The sequence below is a fragment of the Pseudacidovorax sp. genome (genome assembly GCF_017991995.1).
In the GTDB taxonomy this organism is placed as follows: domain Bacteria; phylum Pseudomonadota; class Gammaproteobacteria; order Burkholderiales; family Burkholderiaceae_C; genus Xenophilus.
In genome coordinates this window covers 105,695-122,079 of the sequence record NZ_JAGOPN010000013.1, presented here as the reverse complement: position 1 = coordinate 122,079, position 16,385 = coordinate 105,695, and the positions used below count along the sequence as shown (strand labels likewise).

General features: G+C 70.9%; 17 protein-coding genes. 8 read left to right on the top strand and 9 right to left on the bottom strand.

Annotated elements, in window-relative coordinates; translation table 11 throughout:
* Positions 1-87: 87 nt before the first annotated feature.
* Positions 88-1,944 (bottom strand): potassium transporter Kup, encoded by a 1,857-nt coding sequence (locus tag KBC94_RS18095; RefSeq protein WP_114802919.1) that lies wholly within the window; start codon positions 1,942-1,944, stop codon positions 88-90.
* Positions 1,945-2,152: 208 nt separating this feature from the next.
* Here KBC94_RS18095 and hpnC point away from each other — a divergent pair, with 208 nt between their 5' ends.
* From hpnC to hpnE, 3 genes are all read left to right on the top strand, one after another.
* Positions 2,153-3,022, top strand: a complete 870-nt coding sequence (hpnC, locus tag KBC94_RS18090; protein ID WP_294373126.1) for a squalene synthase HpnC — start codon at positions 2,153-2,155, stop codon at positions 3,020-3,022.
* Positions 3,023-3,157: 135 nt separating this feature from the next.
* A complete protein-coding gene (gene hpnD / locus KBC94_RS18085) occupies positions 3,158-4,000 on the top strand; it encodes a presqualene diphosphate synthase HpnD (RefSeq protein ID WP_294373124.1) in 843 nt (280 codons plus the stop codon).
* 70 nt (positions 4,001-4,070) lie between these two features.
* A complete protein-coding gene (gene hpnE, locus KBC94_RS18080) occupies positions 4,071-5,318 on the top strand; it encodes a hydroxysqualene dehydroxylase HpnE (protein WP_294373122.1) in 1,248 nt (415 codons plus the stop codon).
* On the opposite strand, the gene KBC94_RS18075 is transcribed toward hpnE, so the two are convergent.
* Complete coding sequence (locus KBC94_RS18075; RefSeq protein WP_294373121.1) at positions 5,312-5,776, bottom strand: SH3 domain-containing protein; 465 nt, start codon at positions 5,774-5,776, stop codon at positions 5,312-5,314. The genes hpnE and KBC94_RS18075 overlap by 7 nt on opposite strands.
* Positions 5,777-5,919: 143 nt before the next feature.
* Positions 5,920-6,651 carry an HAD-IA family hydrolase gene (locus KBC94_RS18070; protein WP_294373119.1) on the bottom strand — a complete coding sequence of 244 codons (732 nt, stop codon included), beginning with the start codon at positions 6,649-6,651 and terminating at the stop codon, positions 5,920-5,922.
* A 15-nt stretch (positions 6,652-6,666) separates the two neighbouring features.
* Between KBC94_RS18070 and hemH the strand changes: the two genes are divergently transcribed.
* Positions 6,667-7,680 (top strand): ferrochelatase, encoded by a 1,014-nt coding sequence (gene hemH, locus KBC94_RS18065; RefSeq protein ID WP_294373117.1) that lies wholly within the window; start codon positions 6,667-6,669, stop codon positions 7,678-7,680.
* 119 nt (positions 7,681-7,799) lie between these two features.
* On the opposite strand, the gene KBC94_RS18060 is transcribed toward hemH, so the two are convergent.
* The 4 genes from KBC94_RS18060 to KBC94_RS18045 all read right to left on the bottom strand — a co-directional run bounded on the left by KBC94_RS18060 (position 7,800) and on the right by KBC94_RS18045 (position 12,834).
* Entirely contained in the window at positions 7,800-9,917 is a 2,118-nt protein-coding gene (locus tag KBC94_RS18060; RefSeq protein WP_294373115.1) for an esterase-like activity of phytase family protein, read from the bottom strand.
* Between the two features lie 135 nt (positions 9,918-10,052).
* A complete protein-coding gene (gene gshA, locus KBC94_RS18055) occupies positions 10,053-11,618 on the bottom strand; it encodes a glutamate--cysteine ligase (protein WP_294373113.1) in 1,566 nt (521 codons plus the stop codon).
* 119 nt (positions 11,619-11,737) lie between these two features.
* Positions 11,738-12,412, bottom strand: a complete 675-nt coding sequence (locus KBC94_RS18050) for a carboxylesterase (protein ID WP_294373111.1) — start codon at positions 12,410-12,412, stop codon at positions 11,738-11,740.
* Positions 12,409-12,834 (bottom strand): hypothetical protein, encoded by a 426-nt coding sequence (locus KBC94_RS18045; protein WP_294373110.1) that lies wholly within the window; start codon positions 12,832-12,834, stop codon positions 12,409-12,411. The genes KBC94_RS18050 and KBC94_RS18045 overlap by 4 nt, the downstream gene beginning before the upstream one ends.
* Before the next feature lie 150 nt (positions 12,835-12,984).
* Between KBC94_RS18045 and KBC94_RS18040 the strand changes: the two genes are divergently transcribed.
* Together KBC94_RS18040 and KBC94_RS18035 are read left to right on the top strand one after the other, a co-directional pair.
* Positions 12,985-13,143 carry a hypothetical protein gene (locus KBC94_RS18040; protein ID WP_017759941.1) on the top strand — a complete coding sequence of 53 codons (159 nt, stop codon included), beginning with the start codon at positions 12,985-12,987 and terminating at the stop codon, positions 13,141-13,143.
* 86 nt (positions 13,144-13,229) lie between these two features.
* Positions 13,230-13,430, top strand: coding sequence for a hypothetical protein (locus KBC94_RS18035; protein ID WP_294373107.1), 201 nt, complete (start codon positions 13,230-13,232; stop codon positions 13,428-13,430).
* Positions 13,431-13,464: 34 nt separating this feature from the next.
* On the opposite strand, the gene KBC94_RS18030 is transcribed toward KBC94_RS18035, so the two are convergent.
* Positions 13,465-14,370, bottom strand: coding sequence for a DUF808 domain-containing protein (locus KBC94_RS18030; protein WP_294373105.1), 906 nt, complete (start codon positions 14,368-14,370; stop codon positions 13,465-13,467).
* A gap of 89 nt (positions 14,371-14,459) precedes the next feature.
* Complete coding sequence (locus tag KBC94_RS18025) at positions 14,460-14,987, bottom strand: GNAT family N-acetyltransferase (RefSeq protein ID WP_294373103.1); 528 nt, start codon at positions 14,985-14,987, stop codon at positions 14,460-14,462.
* A 90-nt stretch (positions 14,988-15,077) separates the two neighbouring features.
* Between KBC94_RS18025 and KBC94_RS18020 the strand changes: the two genes are divergently transcribed.
* Together KBC94_RS18020 and KBC94_RS18015 are read left to right on the top strand one after the other, a co-directional pair.
* Complete coding sequence (locus KBC94_RS18020) at positions 15,078-15,368, top strand: 2Fe-2S iron-sulfur cluster-binding protein (RefSeq protein ID WP_294373101.1); 291 nt, start codon at positions 15,078-15,080, stop codon at positions 15,366-15,368.
* Between the two features lie 87 nt (positions 15,369-15,455).
* Entirely contained in the window at positions 15,456-16,265 is an 810-nt protein-coding gene (locus KBC94_RS18015) for an AraC family transcriptional regulator (protein WP_294373099.1), read from the top strand.
* Positions 16,266-16,385 lie beyond the last annotated feature (120 nt).

Sequence of the window (16,385 nt, the reverse complement as noted above, 5' to 3'; positions counted from 1 at the left end):
TCGGGCTGTCAATCGCACCGACGCAACGCGCAGCGTCCGGCCGGCCGCGCGGGCGACGTTCAGTCGAGCGGGGCGAAAGGAAAGGCGCTAGAGGCGCTGGCCCATTTCCACCAGCCGGTTCTCCGGCAGATGGAAATAGTCCGAGGCGCGGCCCGCGTTGCGCTGCAGCCAGCTGAACAACGCCTGCCGCATGCCGCTGAACGCCGGCAGCCGCCGCCGGCCCAGCGAGGCGCGGGAGATGAAGTACGAGGTGGCCATCGACTCCACCGCCAGCCCCTTCTGGTAGGCCAGCATGCGCACGAACTCCGGGACGTTCGGCGGCTCCATGAAGCCGTAGCGCACCTTCACGGCCCAGATGCCGTGGCCCAGGTTCTGCGCCTCGATGCGCTCGCGCGCCGGCACGCGCGGCGTCTCGCAGGCCAGCATCTGCATCACGAAAACCTGCTCGTGCAACACCTGGTTGTGGTGCAGGTTGTGCAGCAGGGCATGAGGCACCGACAGCGCATCGGCCGTGAGGAAGACGGCCGTGCCACGCGCGCGGAAGGGCATCTCCAGCACCAGCGAATCGACGAAATCCGGCAGCGGAATCAGCTCGGCCACCAGCTCGGCGCGCGTCAGCCGCACGCCCTTGGCCCAGGTGCTGAACAGCACCATCGCCACCACCGCCACGGCCAGCGTCAGCCAGCCGCCGTCGGCCACCTTGAGCGTGTTGGCCACGACGAAGGCCAGGTCCACGCCCACGAAGACGATCACGCCCAGCAGCACCGCCACGCGGTTCCAGTGCCACAGCCGCCAGGCCACCAGCCCAGCCAGCAGCGTGGTGGTGACCATGGTGATCGACACGGCGATGCCGTAGGCGGCCGACAGCGCGCTCGAGCTGCGGAAGCCCAGCACCAGCAGCAGCACGCCCACCATCAGCAGCCAGTTGATCACCGGCACGTAGACCTGCCCGATGGATTCGCCGGAGGTCTGCACGACGCGCATGCGCGGCAGGTAACCCAGCCGCATCGCCTGCGCCGTCAGCGAGAAGGCGCCGGAGATCACGGCCTGCGAGGCGATCACGGTGGCCATGGCCGCCAGGCCCACGACCGGCAGCAGCGCCCAGGACGGGAAGAGCCGGAAGAAGGGGTTGTCCACCGCCTGCGGATCGGCCAGCACCAGCGCGCCCTGGCCGAAGTAGTTGAGCACCAGGGCCGGCAGCGCGATCAGCAGCCATGCGAGCCGGATCGGCCGCGCGCCGAAGTGGCCCATGTCGGCGTACAGCGCTTCGCCGCCGGTGAAGGCCAGGAACACCGCACCCAGCACGGCCAGAGACTGGGCCCGGTGCTCGACCAGGAAGCGCACTGCATGGCGCGGGTCCAGCGCCTCCAGCACGGCGGGCTGCTCGATCACCTGCATCGCCCCGCTGACGCCGAGTGTGCCGAACCACAGCAGCATCACCGGCCCGAACACCTTGCCCACCGCCCCGGTGCCGCGCCGCTGCACCATGAACAGCAGCACCAGGATCACCAGCGTGAGCGGGATCACCCAGCGCTGCAGCGCGGGTGCCTGCACTTCCAGGCCCTCCACCGCGGACAGCACCGAGATGGCCGGCGTGATCAGGCTGTCGCCATAGAACATGGCGGCGCCCAGCAAGCCCAGGCCGATGGTGGCCGTCACCATGGCGGGATGCGTGCGCCCCCGCCGGTCGGGCGAGCCAGCCGCATGGCGGGCCAGGGCCTGCAGCGCCAGGATGCCGCCTTCGCCGTCGTGGTCCGCCCGCAGCACGAAGACCACGTACTTGAGCGTCACCACCACCATCAGGCCCCAGAAGATCAGCGACAGAAGGCCCAGCACGGCCCCCGTGGTGAAGGCCACGCCGTGCTCCGAGTTCAGCGTCTCCTTGAAGGCATAGAGGGGCGAGGTGCCGATATCGCCGAACACCACGCCGAGCGCCGCCACCATGAGCGCCGGGCCGGCGGGTTGGGCGGAAGCGGAGGCGCCCTGGGGCACGGGAACGGCAGGAGCGGAAGCCATGGGGCGTGAGGGAAGTCGGGCTGGGGCGCAGCATAGCGCCGAGCCCCATCCGCCCGGCGTGCAAAGTCGGCACGCGGTCAGGAAAGCCACAGGTGCCGCGCACAATGCCCGGATGCCTCCCGCCCCCGCCCCGCCGATGCCTGCCCAGGCCGCGGCGCCCGACCACTACGAGAACTTCCCCGTCGCATCGTGGCTGTGTCCGCCGCGGCTGCGGCCGCCGATCGCCGCCATCTACCACTTCGCCCGCACCGCCGACGACATCGCGGACGAGGGCGATGCCACGCCGGAGCAGCGGCTGGCCGAGCTGGGCGCCTATCACGCGGACCTGGACGCCGTCTTCGCGAATGCGACCCCCTCGACACGCTGGCCCCAGGTCTTCGGGCCGCTGGCCCATGAAGTGCGCCGCTTCGCCCTGCCCCATCGGCTGCTGGCCGACCTGCTCGACGCCTTCGCCCAGGACATCGCCTTCACCCGCGACGGCCGCGCCTATGCCGACCGCGCCGAGTTGCTGGATTACTGCCGCCGCTCGGCGGACCCGGTGGGCCGGCTGCTGCTGCACCTGTACGGCGTGCACGACGCCCAGGCACTGCGGCAGAGCGATGCCATCTGCAGCGCCCTGCAGCTCGTCAACTTCTGGCAGGACCTGAGCGTGGACCTGCCGCGCGGCCGCCTGTACCTGCCGCTCGCGGACTGCGCCGCGCATGGGCTGCAGCGTGCCGACTTCGCCCGCTTCGCGCCGCTGGACGGTGCCGGGCCGCCGCCCGCGGCCCTGGCGCTGGTCGCCGACGAGGTGCGCTGGACACGCGTGCTGATGCGCGAAGGCGCGCCGCTGGTCCACCGCCTGGCCGGGCGCATCGGCTGGGAGCTGCGGCTGGTGGTGCAGGGCGGACTGGCCATCCTCGACAAAATCGAGGCCCAGGACTTCGACAGCTTCCGCCGGCGACCCACGGTCGGCAAGGCGGATGCGCCGCGACTGCTCTGGCGCGCCCTGCGCATGCGGGCCTGAGCCCCGGCAGGTGCGCCGCGCGCGACGGCCGCCGAGGCGGCCGATCCGCTGCGCCGCACAGCCGGCGGCATCGTCATGGCGATCCCCGACAATCGCCGGCCCAATGACCCGCCCCCTCCGAGCCGCCTGCGCCCAATGAGCACCCCCGAGCAATACGTCCAGGACAAGGCCGCCGCCTCGGGCAGCAGCTTCTATTACGCCTTCCTCTTCCTGCCGCCGGAGCGCCGTGCGGCCATCACCGCCTTCTATGCCTTCTGCCGCGAGGTGGACGACGTGGTCGACGAGGTGACCGACCCCGGCGTGGCCGCCACCAAGCTGGCCTGGTGGCGCACCGAGGTGGCCCAGGCCTTCGCCGGCGAGCCCCGCCATCCGGCGATGAAGGCCCTGATGCCGCATGCCGCCGCCTTCGGCATCGAGGCGGTGCAGCTGCAGCAGGTGATCGAAGGCTGCGAGATGGACCTGCAGCAGACGCGCTATCTCGACTTCCCCGGCCTCGCGCGCTACTGCCACCTGGTGGCCGGCGTGGTGGGGGAGGTGGCGGCGCGCATCTTCGGCCAGACCGACCCCGCCACCACCGCCTACGCCCACAAGCTGGGGCTGGCACTGCAGCTGACCAACATCATCCGGGACGTGGGCGAGGACGCGCGGCGCGGCCGCATCTACCTGCCGGTCAACGAGCTTCAGCAGTTCGACGTCAAGGCGCACGAGGTGCTGGGCCGCGTGCATTCCGAGCGCTTCGTGGCGCTGATGCGCTTCCAGGCGCAGCGCGCGCATGCGGCCTACGACGAAGCGCTGGCGCTGCTGCCGGCCGCCGACCGCCGCGGCCAGAAGCCCGGGCTGATGATGGCCAGCATCTACCGCACGCTGCTGCGAGAGATCGAGTCGGAAGACTTCAAGGTGCTGGACCAGCGCATCGGCCTGACGCCGCTGCGCAAGCTGTGGCTGGCGTGGAAGGTGCAGGCCCTGGGCCGGCTGTGAAGGCCGCTCGGCGCTCACCGCACGGCATGGCGCCAGGCGTCGGGGCGCCTGTGCCGCTGCGCAGGCCCGCATGAAGCTCGCCGTCATCGGCGCCGGCTGGGCCGGCCTGGCCTGCGCCGTCGCCGCGACGCGCGCCGGCGCCCGCGTCACCGTCTTCGAAAGCGCTCGCCAGCTCGGCGGCCGCGCGCGCCGCGTCGACGCGGACGGCCTGCCGCTGGACAACGGCCAGCACATCCTGATCGGCGCCTACACCGCCACGCTGGGCCTGATGCGCGAGCTGGACATCGCGCCCGAGGCCGTGCTGCTGCGCCAGCCGCTCGACATGCGCCATGCCGACGGCCGCGGGCTGCGCGTGCCCGCGGGCCTGCCGCCACCGCTGGACCTGGCCGTCGCCATCGCCATCGCGCGCGGATGGACCTGGCGCGACAAGCTGTCGCTGCTGCGCACCGCCAGGCGCTGGCGCCGGGCCGGCTTCGCCTGCGATCCCGCCGCCACCGTCGCCGACCTGTGCCGGGACCTCGCGCCGGCCGTGCAGCAACTGCTGGTCGAGCCGCTGTGCGTGTCCGCGCTCAACACGCCCATGCACGAAGCCAGCGGCGCCGTCTTCCTGCGTGTGCTGCGCGATGCCCTGTTCGGCGAACGTGGCGGTGCCGACCTGCTCTTGCCGCGCGTCGATCTGGGCGCGCTGCTGCCCGATGCGGCCGCCGCCTGGCTGGGTGCCCAAGGCGCGACGATCCGCCTGGGCACCCGGGTGGATGAACTCGGGCGGGAAGCCGGGGGATGGTGCATAGACGGCGAAGCGTTCGACCGGGTCGTGCTGGCGACTTCCGCCTGGGAAGGCGCGCGGTTGGTCGAGGCCATAGCGCCCGCCTGGGCAACCACGGCGCGTGCGCTGGACCATGTGCCCATCGGCACGGTCTATGTGCGCCATGCACACGGGCTCGCGGAGGGGCCGCCGCTGCGCGCCCTGCATGCCGACGCCGATCGGCCGGCCCAGTTCGTCTTCGACCTGCAGCGCCTGCGCGGCCAGCCGGGCCTGGCCGCCTTCGTCTGCAGCGCGTGCAGTGCCGGCCGGGAGGCGCTCACCGCCCAGGTCCTGATTCAGGCGGCCACGCAACTCGGTTGGCAGGGGCTCGACCCCGTGCTCACGGTGGTCGAGAAGCGCGCCACTTTCGCCTGCCGACCGGGCCTGGTCCGGCCGACCATGGCCGTGGCGCCGGGCCTGCTGGCCTGCGGCGACCATGTCGAGGGCCCCTACCCCGCCACGCTCGAAGGCGCGGTGCGCAGCGGGCTGGCCGCGGCCGCAGCGCTTCAGTAGCCCCAGGTCAGCTTCTTCGACACCCAGCCCACGCGGCCGTGGCTGCTGCGCACCTTGAGCCAGTCGCCCTGGCTGCCCATCACGCGCAGCACCTCGCCGTACTCGGCCACGGCCAGGATGCGCGCCCTGAGGCTGGCGCTGGCGCGGATGTTGAGCCGGGCGGCGGTCGACACCACGTGCCGCTGGCGGTTGGTGACCGAACGGGCCACCCAGCTGCGATCGCCCTCGAAGTCGCGCACCTGCAGCCAGCCGCCCTGGCGGCGCAGCACTTCGAGCGGATAGCCGCGGTCCACGCTCCAGCGCGCCTCGTGCTTCGTGCCGGGGCCGGCACGAAGCATGGTCCCGTCGCGCGCGGCACTGACCATTTCCCGGGCCCAGGCCGTCGACACGGTGGCCAGCATCAGCAGCAGCATCAGCACGAGGGAGGGGGTCGAGCGGCGCAGGGAGCGGGTGAACATCATCGGAATCGGTCCTTTGTCGAAAGAGGAGTGGAAAAGGGAAAAAAAGCGGCCGCGTCCCAGCGCGGCCGCCAGTGGGTGCGCCTGCCCGGCGCAAAGGTTCCCGAAAAATCCGAGGGATTCCCCGGGGTGCCGCCCGCGGCTCAGCGCAGGTCGGCCGAGGCGCCGAGCGCCACGCACAGCGCGCGCAGGTCGGGCACGATCAGTTGGGGCCGTGCGCCTTCGGCCCACGGACGCTCGTCGCGCACCAGCCAGGCGGCCTGCATGCCGGCGTTCAGGGCGCCGGTCACATCGAGCGCCGCATCGTCGCCCACATGCAGCACCTGCTCCGGCGAAACGTCCACCGACGCGGCCGCGGCATGGAAGATGGCCGCATGCGGCTTGGCGGTGCCGAAGCGGTAGGCGCTCAACCCGCCGCGGAACCAGCGGTCCACGCCGGTGAGCGCCAGGTCCGCATTGCCGTTGGAAACCGCCACCAGCGGATAGCGTGCGGCCAGCCAGTCGAGGGCCGGGGCCGCGTCCTCGTAGAGCACCACGCGCTGGCGCTCGGCATAGAAGACCTCGAAGGCGGGCTCAGCCAGGGCCGGGTCCTCGCCGGCGCGGCGCAGGGCCAGGCGGATCGATTCGCGCCGCAGGGCGGCCAGGTCGTGCGCGAGGTCGGAGCGCTCCTTCTCGGTGGCAATGCGCAGCGCGCGCAGTTCGGCTGGCGAGGCCACCAGTTGGGCCGTGCGTGGCGCATGCTGCTGCAGCCATTGATGCAGAACGCCTTCGGCGCGCTCGATGGTCGGCCACACGGGCCACAGGGTGTCGTCCAGGTCCAGGGTGATGGCGGCGATGCGCGGCAAGTCCAGGCCGGCCGTGAATGTCTCGGGCATGCACCAGAATACCGCATGCCTTCTTCGTCCCCTTCCGCCGGCGCGGCCGTCCTCTGGTGCAACCTGGGCTCGCCGGCCGCCCCCACCGCCGCCGCCGTGCGGCCCTACCTGGCCCAGTTCCTGGGCGATCCGCGCGTGGTCGAGATCCCGCGCGCCGCCTGGCTGCCGATCCTGCACGGCATCATCCTGCGCGTGCGGCCCGCCAAGTCCGCGGCCAAGTACGCCACCGTCTGGACGCCGCAGGGCTCGCCACTGGCCGTGCACACCGAGGCGCAGTCCCGGCTGCTCGGTGAAGGCCTCGCCCGGGCCGGACATGGGCAGGTCCAGGTGCTCCACGCGATGCGCTATGGCGAACCTTCGGTCGAGACGCGGCTGCAACAGCTGGCGGACGCCGGCATCCATCGCGTGCTGGTGCTGCAGGCCTATCCCCAGTACTCGGGCACCACCACGGCCAGCATGGTCGACGCCGTCAACGCCTGGTGCGGCCAGGCCCGGCGCGTGCCCGAGCTGCGCTTCGTGGCCGACTACCACGACGACCCGGCCTACATCGATGCGCTGGCCCGCAGCGTGGAGCGCCACTGGCAGGCCCACGGACGCGGTGCCATGCTGGTGATGAGCTTTCACGGCATCCCGGCGCGCAACATCAAGCTGGGCGACCCCTACGAGCAGCAATGCCTTCGCACGGCTGAGCTGCTGGCCGCACGGCTGGGCCTGCCTGCCGACGCCTGGCGCGCCACCTTCCAGTCGCGCTTCGGCGCCGCCGAATGGCTGCAGCCCTACACCGAGCCCACCTTGCGCGAGCTGGCCAAGCAGGGCCTGAAGAGCGTGGACGTGATGTGCCCGGGCTTTCCGGCCGACTGCCTGGAGACGCTGGAAGAGATCGCCATGGAGGCCCGCGAGGCCTTCCTCGAATCGGGCGGGGAGGCCTTCCACTACATCCCCTGTCTGAACGAGGACGCCGACTGGATGGCCGCGCTCACGCAGTTGGCCGAGCGGCATCTGCAGGGGTGGCCGACCCGGGCAGGCTGAACGCCGGGAGGACCGCAAGGGTCCTGCGGCATGTCCTGGCCGCAAGCGGTCCGTCATGGGCCGCCGTGGGCCCCCTCCCGCAAGCGGAGAGGGAGTGAACCCCGGCCCTGCCCGCAGGATCAGCTCGGCAGTCGCAGCCCCGACAGCGCGCGGTCCAGCTTGATGAACCAGACGCGCGTCGGCCGCTCCAGGTCGCTGCCGCGCGTGATGCGGGCCTTGACCATGCCCGTCGGGCAACCGCTGACGATGTTGCCGCTGGCGTCGAAGGTGCAGTCCTCGACGCTGCCGTCGACCTTGTTGCCGTTGGCATCCAGCAGCACCGTCGACAGGCCGAAGTCGTCGTCGTTGACCAGAGCCAGCGTGTTGTCGTCCACCAGCGCCAGGCCTTCTGCCTTCTCGGCCAGCCAGCCGAGGGCGTTGAGGTCCAGCAACTCGGTCTTCTGCATCGGCACCACACTGGCGTAGTTCGCGCCGTTGGAAGCAGCCTGGGTGATGCTGCTGATCTCCAGGTTCTCGTCCATGGCGGCGATGTCGGTCGCGCCGGCAGGCAGCACCACCAGCATCAGCTTGTTCATCACCCTGCCGTCGCTCTTGCGCGCGCCCTGCTCGATGACGATGAAGCGGCCGTTGCCCAGGCTGACCACGTCGCCCAGCTTGGCGTTGCCGGTGCGGTCCTTGTCATAGGCCGAGCCATCGATGGGATAGGCATAGGACTTCGAAGTCTCCGTCGCCGGATCGAATTCCACCCAGCGCGCGAACTTCGCGATGTGGCGCACGTCGGTGTTGCTGCCGCCCGGCGGCTTGGCCTTGAGCGACTTGCCATTGGCGTCCTTGGGATCGATGGGGCTCTGCAGGAAGCCATGCAGACGGCCGGTGGCCACGTCCAGCGTCAGGCCTTCCATGCCGCGGTTCAGCCGCCGCTTGGCGAAGATGGCCGGCAAGCCGTTGCCCGGCGCGTACTTCTTTTCGATCACGCCGGTGGCGATGTTGACGCGAGCCACGAAGGGGCCGTATTCGTCGCTGGTCCACAGCACGTTGCGGGCCTTGTCGTAGACCATCGATTCGGGGTCGAGGCCGTTGGCGTCGAAGCCCGACTTGGTCGCATCGAAGACATAGGTGTCGGTCAGCGGGATCTCGCCGGTGGAGCCCACGCTGCCCGCCTTCGGCGGCAGGCCCGTGACCTTGGTCTGCGCATCCACGCGCAGCGGCGTGCTCGAGGCCAGCACGGCGCCGCCCTTGCCCACGCGGATCAGGCCGAAGCTGGGCGTGAAGGAAGGCGCCGGGAAGACCTTGCTGACGCTGGTCGCACCGCTGGTGTCGCCGGGCACCGGCACGGTGGGGCCGTCGCCGTTGGGGCCGCGGTCGGTCACGGCATAGAACTCCAGCGCGCCATCGTCGGCCTTGCCCTTGAAGGCCAGGCCGGAGCCATAGGCGGGCAGGAAGCCCATCGGAAAGTCGGCCCGGACGGCCGCCTGCGTGCCTTCGTAGGGCACGTAGTACTTGCCGTCGGCCATCAGCTGGTAGCGCGTCACGGTCACGCCCAGCGTGCCAAGGGCATTGCTCTGCGTGTACGGGAAGGCCACGGGCGTACCCACGGCGGCGGCGAGCGTGTTCTCGAAATGCTCCCGCGCCAGCAGGCGGCGGCTGTCGTCCACGGTGCGCGCCGCCCAGGGCGCCGGCAGGCCGGCCAGCAGCGTCTGCAGCGACGTGTTGAAGTCGGCGGCCGTGGCCGAGAAGTCGAGCGCGCCGGCCTTGAGGCGGGCCTTGAGCTCGGAGGTCAGGCGGATGCCGTTGGACGGATCGCCGTCGTCATCGAGCGACTGCAGCGCCAGCAGCCGGTTGACCACGGCGTCGGCCTGCACGCCGACGGCGCCATTGGCCAGGCCAGCCAGGGTGAGCGGGGTGACCACGCTGCCGCAGGCGGCGCTGCCGAGTTCGAGCGCACCGGCGCGAAAGCGCACGGTCTCGCCCGGCTTGCACTGGAAGCGGCCCTGCGCATCCGTCTGGGCGACGGTGGCGCTGCCAGCCTGGTAGTCCAGGCCTTCGACGGCGGCATCGAGGAAGAAGCCGGTCGTGGCGGTGGGCGTCGAGGCGCCCGTGCCGGTGTTGCCGCTGCCCGCGGTGCTGCCGCCGCTCGACGAAGTGCCGGTGACCGGCACCCAGGCACTGCTGCCGCCACCGCCCCCGCAGGCCGCCAGCAGCAGGCTCGTGCCCGCCACGGTCGCCCAACCCCTCATTGCATGTCGTGTGCTCTTGCTCATCTTCATCCGTCGTTGTGGCCCGCGCACCGTGCGGCGGGCCGCCCCGATTGGCGCTCAGGGTTGTGACGGATTCGTGACTGGGAGAACTGGGACGCCCAGCGCCCCCTGGGCTCAGATGGCGAGCAGCACGTCGCCCTTGACCGGCCGCAGCCCCAGCCGGCCCGGCGAGGTGTACTGCTGGCGGTATTCCTCGAAGGGCATCGTGTCGGCGGCCTCGATCTGCCGCTGGGTCTGGACGGAGTCGGCGCTCATGGCCTCGTAACGCGCCTGCTGCTCGGGCGTCCAGGGCATGTCCAGCAACGCGAGCTGCGACTGGCGCGAGCGCTCGATCACAAAGCCGGTGAAGGAATCCGCATGCGAGGCCGCCATGGCCTGCAGCACACGGGCCGACGGCAGCGTGTCGGGCTGCGCGAGCGACTGGACGGCCGCCTCGACGGCGCGTGCATGCGCCTCGCCGCCGCCCAGGGCTGCGTCCATGGCCTCGGCGATGGGCCGGCATTCGGACAGGATCTCGCGGCCCCAGTCGGCCAGCAGCACTTCCTGACCGCCGCGGCGCAGTGTCAGGCCGGGCTGGCGGCCGGACTCGGCCACCAGATGCTGGTTGTGCTTCATCTCGACGATCTCGTCGCGGCTGTCGGGCGGGCTTTCGCGCAGCAGGCACTGCAACAGGAAGACGTCGAGGAAGCGCATGGTCTGTGCACTGATGCCCACCGGCTCGAAGGGGTCGAGGTCCATGAGGCGCACCTCCACGTATTCGACGCCGCGCTCGCGCAAGGCATGCAGCGGACGCTCGCCCGGGAAGATGACGCGCTTGGGCCGGATGGTGCCGTAGAACTCGTTTTCGATCTGCAGCAGCGTGGTGGCGAGCTGGTTGTACTCGCCACCCAGATTGCGCACGCCGATGGCCTCGTAGGGTGCATAGGGCCGCGTCAGCGCATCGGCCAGCGAGGCGCCGTAGCCGTCGAGCCCGTTGTAGCTCACGAACAGCGAGGCCTGCGCCTCGCTCTGGTAGCCCAGGCGGCCCATGCGCAGCGAGGTCGCATGGGGCTTGTGCATGGTGTAGTCGCCGATGGGATCGAGCGCATGCGGTCGCCCTTCGACGAAGCTCGCACACACCGCCGGCGAGGCGCCGAACAGCACCAGCAGCAGGAAGGCCTGGCGGCGGAAGTTGCGGATCAGCGCGAAGTAGTCCTCGCTCGACACCTCGGGCAGGGACCAGTTGTAGTGGATGCCCGAGATGGTCTGCATGCGCCGGCCATAGCGGTGGCCCAGACCCATGCGGTAGACGCTCTTGGCGCGCCCGACGTTGGAGGTGCCGTAGCGGCCCAGCGGAATGGTCTCGTCCGACGGCAGGCCGCAGGGCATGCTGGAGACCCACATCATTTCTTCGCCGCAGGCCTCGCGCAGCACGCGGTAGGTGAACTGGTGCACCTCGGTCAACTCGGCCAGGCAGGCGTCGACATCGGCATGCACGCCGGTGATCAACTCCAGCTGCGATTCGCTGAAGTCCGTGGTGATGTGCGGATGCGTGAGCGCGCTGCCCAGCGCGGCCGGATGCGGCGTGAGCGCGAGCTTGCCATCCGGCTGCGCGCGCAGGCTTTCCTTCTCGATGCCGCGACGGATGCCCTGGAGCCGGGTCGGCGCCAGGCCGCCCAGACGTTGTTGAAGTCTGTTCATGTGCATCGTCTCAAATCTGGGGATCGGGGCGGACGGTAACACCGGCCGCCGAGTCCTGCCGCCGAGGGTCCTCTCGCCCTTTTCAGGGCCCCTCGTCCTCGTGCGGCAGCAGCGTTGACTCAGGCCAAAACACGCTGCAGGAAGGCGGCGATGTCGCCGATTTCTTCCATGCACACGCTGTGCTCCATGGGATAGGCATGCCATTCCACGGCATGGCCCAGGCCCAGCAGCGTGTCGCGCGCATGCTCGGCGCGCGGCAACACCACGACGTTGTCGCGCGTGCCGTGGGCCAGGAAGATGGGCGTGGCCTGGTTGGCCGCATGACGCTCCGCCGCCGTGCGGTCCGCCAGCGGCAGGTAGCCCGACAGGCCCACGATGCCGGCCAGCGGCGACGCATGCCGCAGGCCGGTGAGCAGCGCCATGGCACAGCCCTGCGAGAAGCCGGCGATCACCGTGCGCTCGCTCGGAATCCCGCGCTCGCGCTCACAGGCCAGCAGGCCCTCGAGGGTGGCCATGGACTGGCGCAGGCCGGCCTCGTCTTCGGGCCGGCCGGGGCCCAGGATGTCGTACCACGCCGGCATGGCGTAGCCGCCGTTGATGGTCACGGGCTGGACCGGCGCGTTGGGGAAGACGAAGCGCACCGGGCCGATGGGCGCCAATGCCTCCTTCATCTCGCGCACGATGGGGACGAAGTCGTTGCCATCGGCGCCCAGGCCATGCATCAGCAGCACGGTGGCGCAGGGCTTGGGCCCGGTCTCGATCTCGATGGGCGGGCGGGAAGCAGTGGTGTTCATGGCGTGGCCTGTTGTCGGCAGCGGTTGATGTTGTCGGCCAGCCGTGGCGCGGGCGAAGGCTGGCAGCCTTCTGCGGCGGGCAGCATGCGGCACAGGCCCACGACGTGCAGGTCGGCAATGGCCTCGGTGCAGGCGGCGTAGGGCGCCAGGGCCGGGTTGGCATGGCTCTTGAAATCCCAGGCCTCGGTGAAGGCCAGGGTGCGGCCCATGGAGACCTCGAACTGGTCGCGGTCGCGCTCGGCCACGGCGCGGTCGATGGCGGCCTGCTCGGCCTGCAGCAACCGCAGCGCCGCGGCCGGAAAGTCGCGCACATCGGCCTGCGCCCAGGCGGGCGGCGCCATGCTGGCCATCGCGCCGGCCAACAGCGCAGCGACCAGGCAGGAAGCAGCCGAGGCGGGGTGGGAGAGACGAGGAAAAGTCATGCGGAAAGTGCGTGGCGACACAGGCGCCGCCGCGCGATTGGAGCGCAATCCGGCAGCCCCTGCAGGGTCGCGCGCCCAGAAGCCTGGCGCGAGGCGCCACAATACGGGGTTTCGCATTTTCGTCACCTCGTCCAGCAAGGAGTACTCACCATGGGCAACAAGATCGTCACCGAAGCCGACCGCAAGGCCACCAAGCCCCTGCCGGGCGCCATCGTCATGCGCAGCGGCGGCGGGCAGAAGCGCAGCCTGGAACGCGGCACTGCCACCCGCAGCAAGAAGAACCCGGGCAAGCGCGCCCACCAGGGTTGATCGGCCTGCCAGATGGCGAAAGCGCGGCACGTCCGCGCTTTTTTTCGTCCGCACGGCAGCCCCTTTCCCTTCCGAGACCCCATTCCATGGCCAAGAAGAACGACGACCAGATGCTGATGCGCGGTGCCATGTGCGCCCTCATCGGCGTGGTGGTGCTGCTGGCGCCCATGTGGCTCAAGTCGCCGGGCTGGCGCGAAATGATCGGCGGCGCCCAGACCGTCGGCTGGTTCGCGGTGATCCTCGGCGTGGCGCTGATGGGCGTGGCGCTATGGCGCCGGCGCCGCTGAGCGCCGAGCCTGCACCCACCGCCGGCCAGCGCACTCATGCGCCCGGCTTGAACCGCTTGGCGACCTCGACCACCGCCAGCACGACCGCCCCCGCCACGATGCCGATGGCCGCATTGGCCGCCAGCCCCAGCAGCGTGCCCGGCAATCCGCCGAACGGGTGGGCCCAACCCTCGACCGCATGGGCCACGGCCGGCACGCCGTGCACCAGGATGCCGCCGCCCACCAGAAACATCGCGGCCGTGCCCAGCACCGACAGCGCCTTCATCAGCCAAGGCGCCATGCCCACCAGCCCGCGGCCCACGGCGCGCGCCAGTGCGCCGGAACGGCGGGTGAGCCAAAGGCCCAGGTCGTCCAGCTTGACGATGCCGGCCACCAGGCCGTAGACGCCCACGGTCATCAACACCGCGATGGCGGCCAGCACCGTCAACTGGGTGAGGAATGGCTGGCCTTCCACTGCGCCCAGCGTGATCACGATGATCTCGGCCGACAGGATGAAGTCGGTGCGGATGGCGCCCTTGATCTTGTCCTTCTCCAACTGGGCCGGATCGGCGCCGCCCTCCACCATGGCCTGCACATGCTCGCGGCGCGCCTGGGCATCCTCGCCCTTGTGCAGGAACTTGTGGGCCAGCTTCTCGACGCCCTCGAAGCAGAGGAAGGCGCCGCCCACCATCAGCAGCGGCGTGATCAGCCAGGGCAGCCACGACGCGATGGCCAGCGCCGCCGGCACCAGGATGGCCTTGTTAAGCAGCGAGCCCTTGGCCACGCCCCAGACCACCGGCAACTCGCGGTTGGCCTTGACGCCCGTCACCTGCTGAGCATTGAGCGCCAGGTCGTCGCCGAGCACACCGGCGGTCTTCTTGGCCGCCACCTTGGTGAGCACCGACACGTCGTCGAGCACGGTGGCGATGTCGTCGAGCAACAGGAGGAGACTGGAGGCCATGCGGGGAGTTCTCGGTCAGGGGCACAGCGCAAGCTCGCTGCGCGCAGGAGCCTAAGGGGCGGCGTGCCGGTCCTGCGTCAGCGCAGACGTCAACCCAGCGTGCGCTTCAGCCGCACTTCCTCGATGCGCACGGTGCTGTTCAGCGCCGTGGTCTTGGCGGTCTTCATGTCGCGCTTGAAGCCGACCTGGTGCTCGAAGAAGTTGAGGGCGCGCTCGTTGCGCAGCGGCACCCAGGCGGTGACGGTGGTGCAGCCCTCGTCCTCCAGGCCTTCGGTGGCAGCATCCCACAACTGCAGGGCCACGCCCTTGCCCCAATGGTCGGGATGCACGTACAGCGCCCAGATTTCGCCGGTGGTGGGCGGCGTCTTGGGATCGCGCGAGCGGTCGAAGCCGACGAAGCCGACCACCTGGTCGCCCTGCACGGCCACCAGCACCTGCGGCTCGGCGAATTCGATGGCCTGGCGCCACTTGGCTTCGCGGGTGCCGGGCGCGACCAGCGCGTCGAGCTGGTCGTCGGGCACCAGCCCCTGGTAGGCGGCCCGGGCGGCGGCAGCGTGAATCTCGGCGATGGCACGGGCGTCACGGGTTTCGGCGGGGCAGACTTCGTACGGAGACATTCAGAACTTCTAAAAAATCGGGCCGCCATTGTCGCCGCCCGGCGCGGGTCGCCCCCGCCCCTACACTGCGCCCCTCCCCTGCTTGCTGCCATGTCCTACAGCGTCCTCATCCAGCCCTCGGGCCTTCGCTTCACCGCGCAAGCCGGCCGGAGCCTGCTGCGCGCGGCCGAGGACGCGGGCGCGGTGCTTCCGAGCTCCTGCCGCAACGGCACCTGCCGCACCTGCCTGTGCCAGGTGCGCGAAGGCGCGGTGGTGCACACCATCGAATGGCCGGGGGTGACCCGCGAGGAGCGCGCGGAAGGCTGGATCCTGCCCTGCGTGGCCGAGGCGCGCAGCGACATCGTCATCGACGTGCCGCTCGCCGCATCCTTCGGCGACTGACACGCGGGGGCCCCGGCCCCGGGGTTTCTGCCGACGCACCAGGAAGGGGCGCGACCGCACACTCCGAGCGGGCTTCGCTCCTTCACCGTGTCCGACGCGCACCTGCATCTCTGGGAAGACCGCTTCCTCTACGCCACTCACGCCATCGCCTCCGGCCTCACCGCCCGCGCGAGCGGCACGGTGCTGATCGCACCTCCCGGCCGGAGCTTCACGCTGGTGTCCGGCCATGGCGAGCGGGTACAGGCCAGCGCCGCCTGGGTGCCGCCGTTGGTGGCCCGCCGCCTGGACGCAAGCCGCTGGGGCCTGTTGTCGCTCAACATCGACCCCGCCGCCCTCAACCATCGTCTGTTGGCCAAACGGCTCGGCAGCAACCGCATTCACGTGCTGGCGCCCGACATCCTCGCGCCTCTGGCGCAGCCATGCGAGGGGGCCGTGCACGGCCAGCTCGATGCCATCCAGCTGCAGACGCTGTGCGATGAGGCGCTACGGCGGATCGTCGGCAGCGCCGCGCCGCCAGCCCCGGGAGGCACGCGCAACCTCGACCCGCGCGTCTGCCGAGTGGCTGCGGCCATCCGCCGCGATCCACAGGCATGTCCCCTGCCTGCATTGGCCGAGATCGCGGGCCTGTCGGCCGACCGGCTCACGCACCTCTTCCGTGAGCAGGCCGGCCTGTCGGTGACGCGCTATGCCCTGTGGGCCAAGATCCGCCGCGCGATCCAGCAGATGCGCGAGGGCGCACCGCTGACCCAGGTGGCGCTGGCCGGCGGCTTCTCGGACTCGGCGCACATGAGCCGGACCTTCCAGTCCTGCTTCGGGCTCGCGCCCTGCTTCCTCGCCGACCCGCGCCGCGTGCAGCTCTCGGTGGACGACGCGGCCACACGCGCCTGGCCCACCTGATCCTGCACGCGCAAGGCCGGCCCATCGGAGGGCGTCCGGACCGCACGGGCCCGCCGCCGTCCCGCCGAGTAGCGGCTATGTACAAGCCACCGGATGTGCGACGCCCTACGCTGCCGGCTG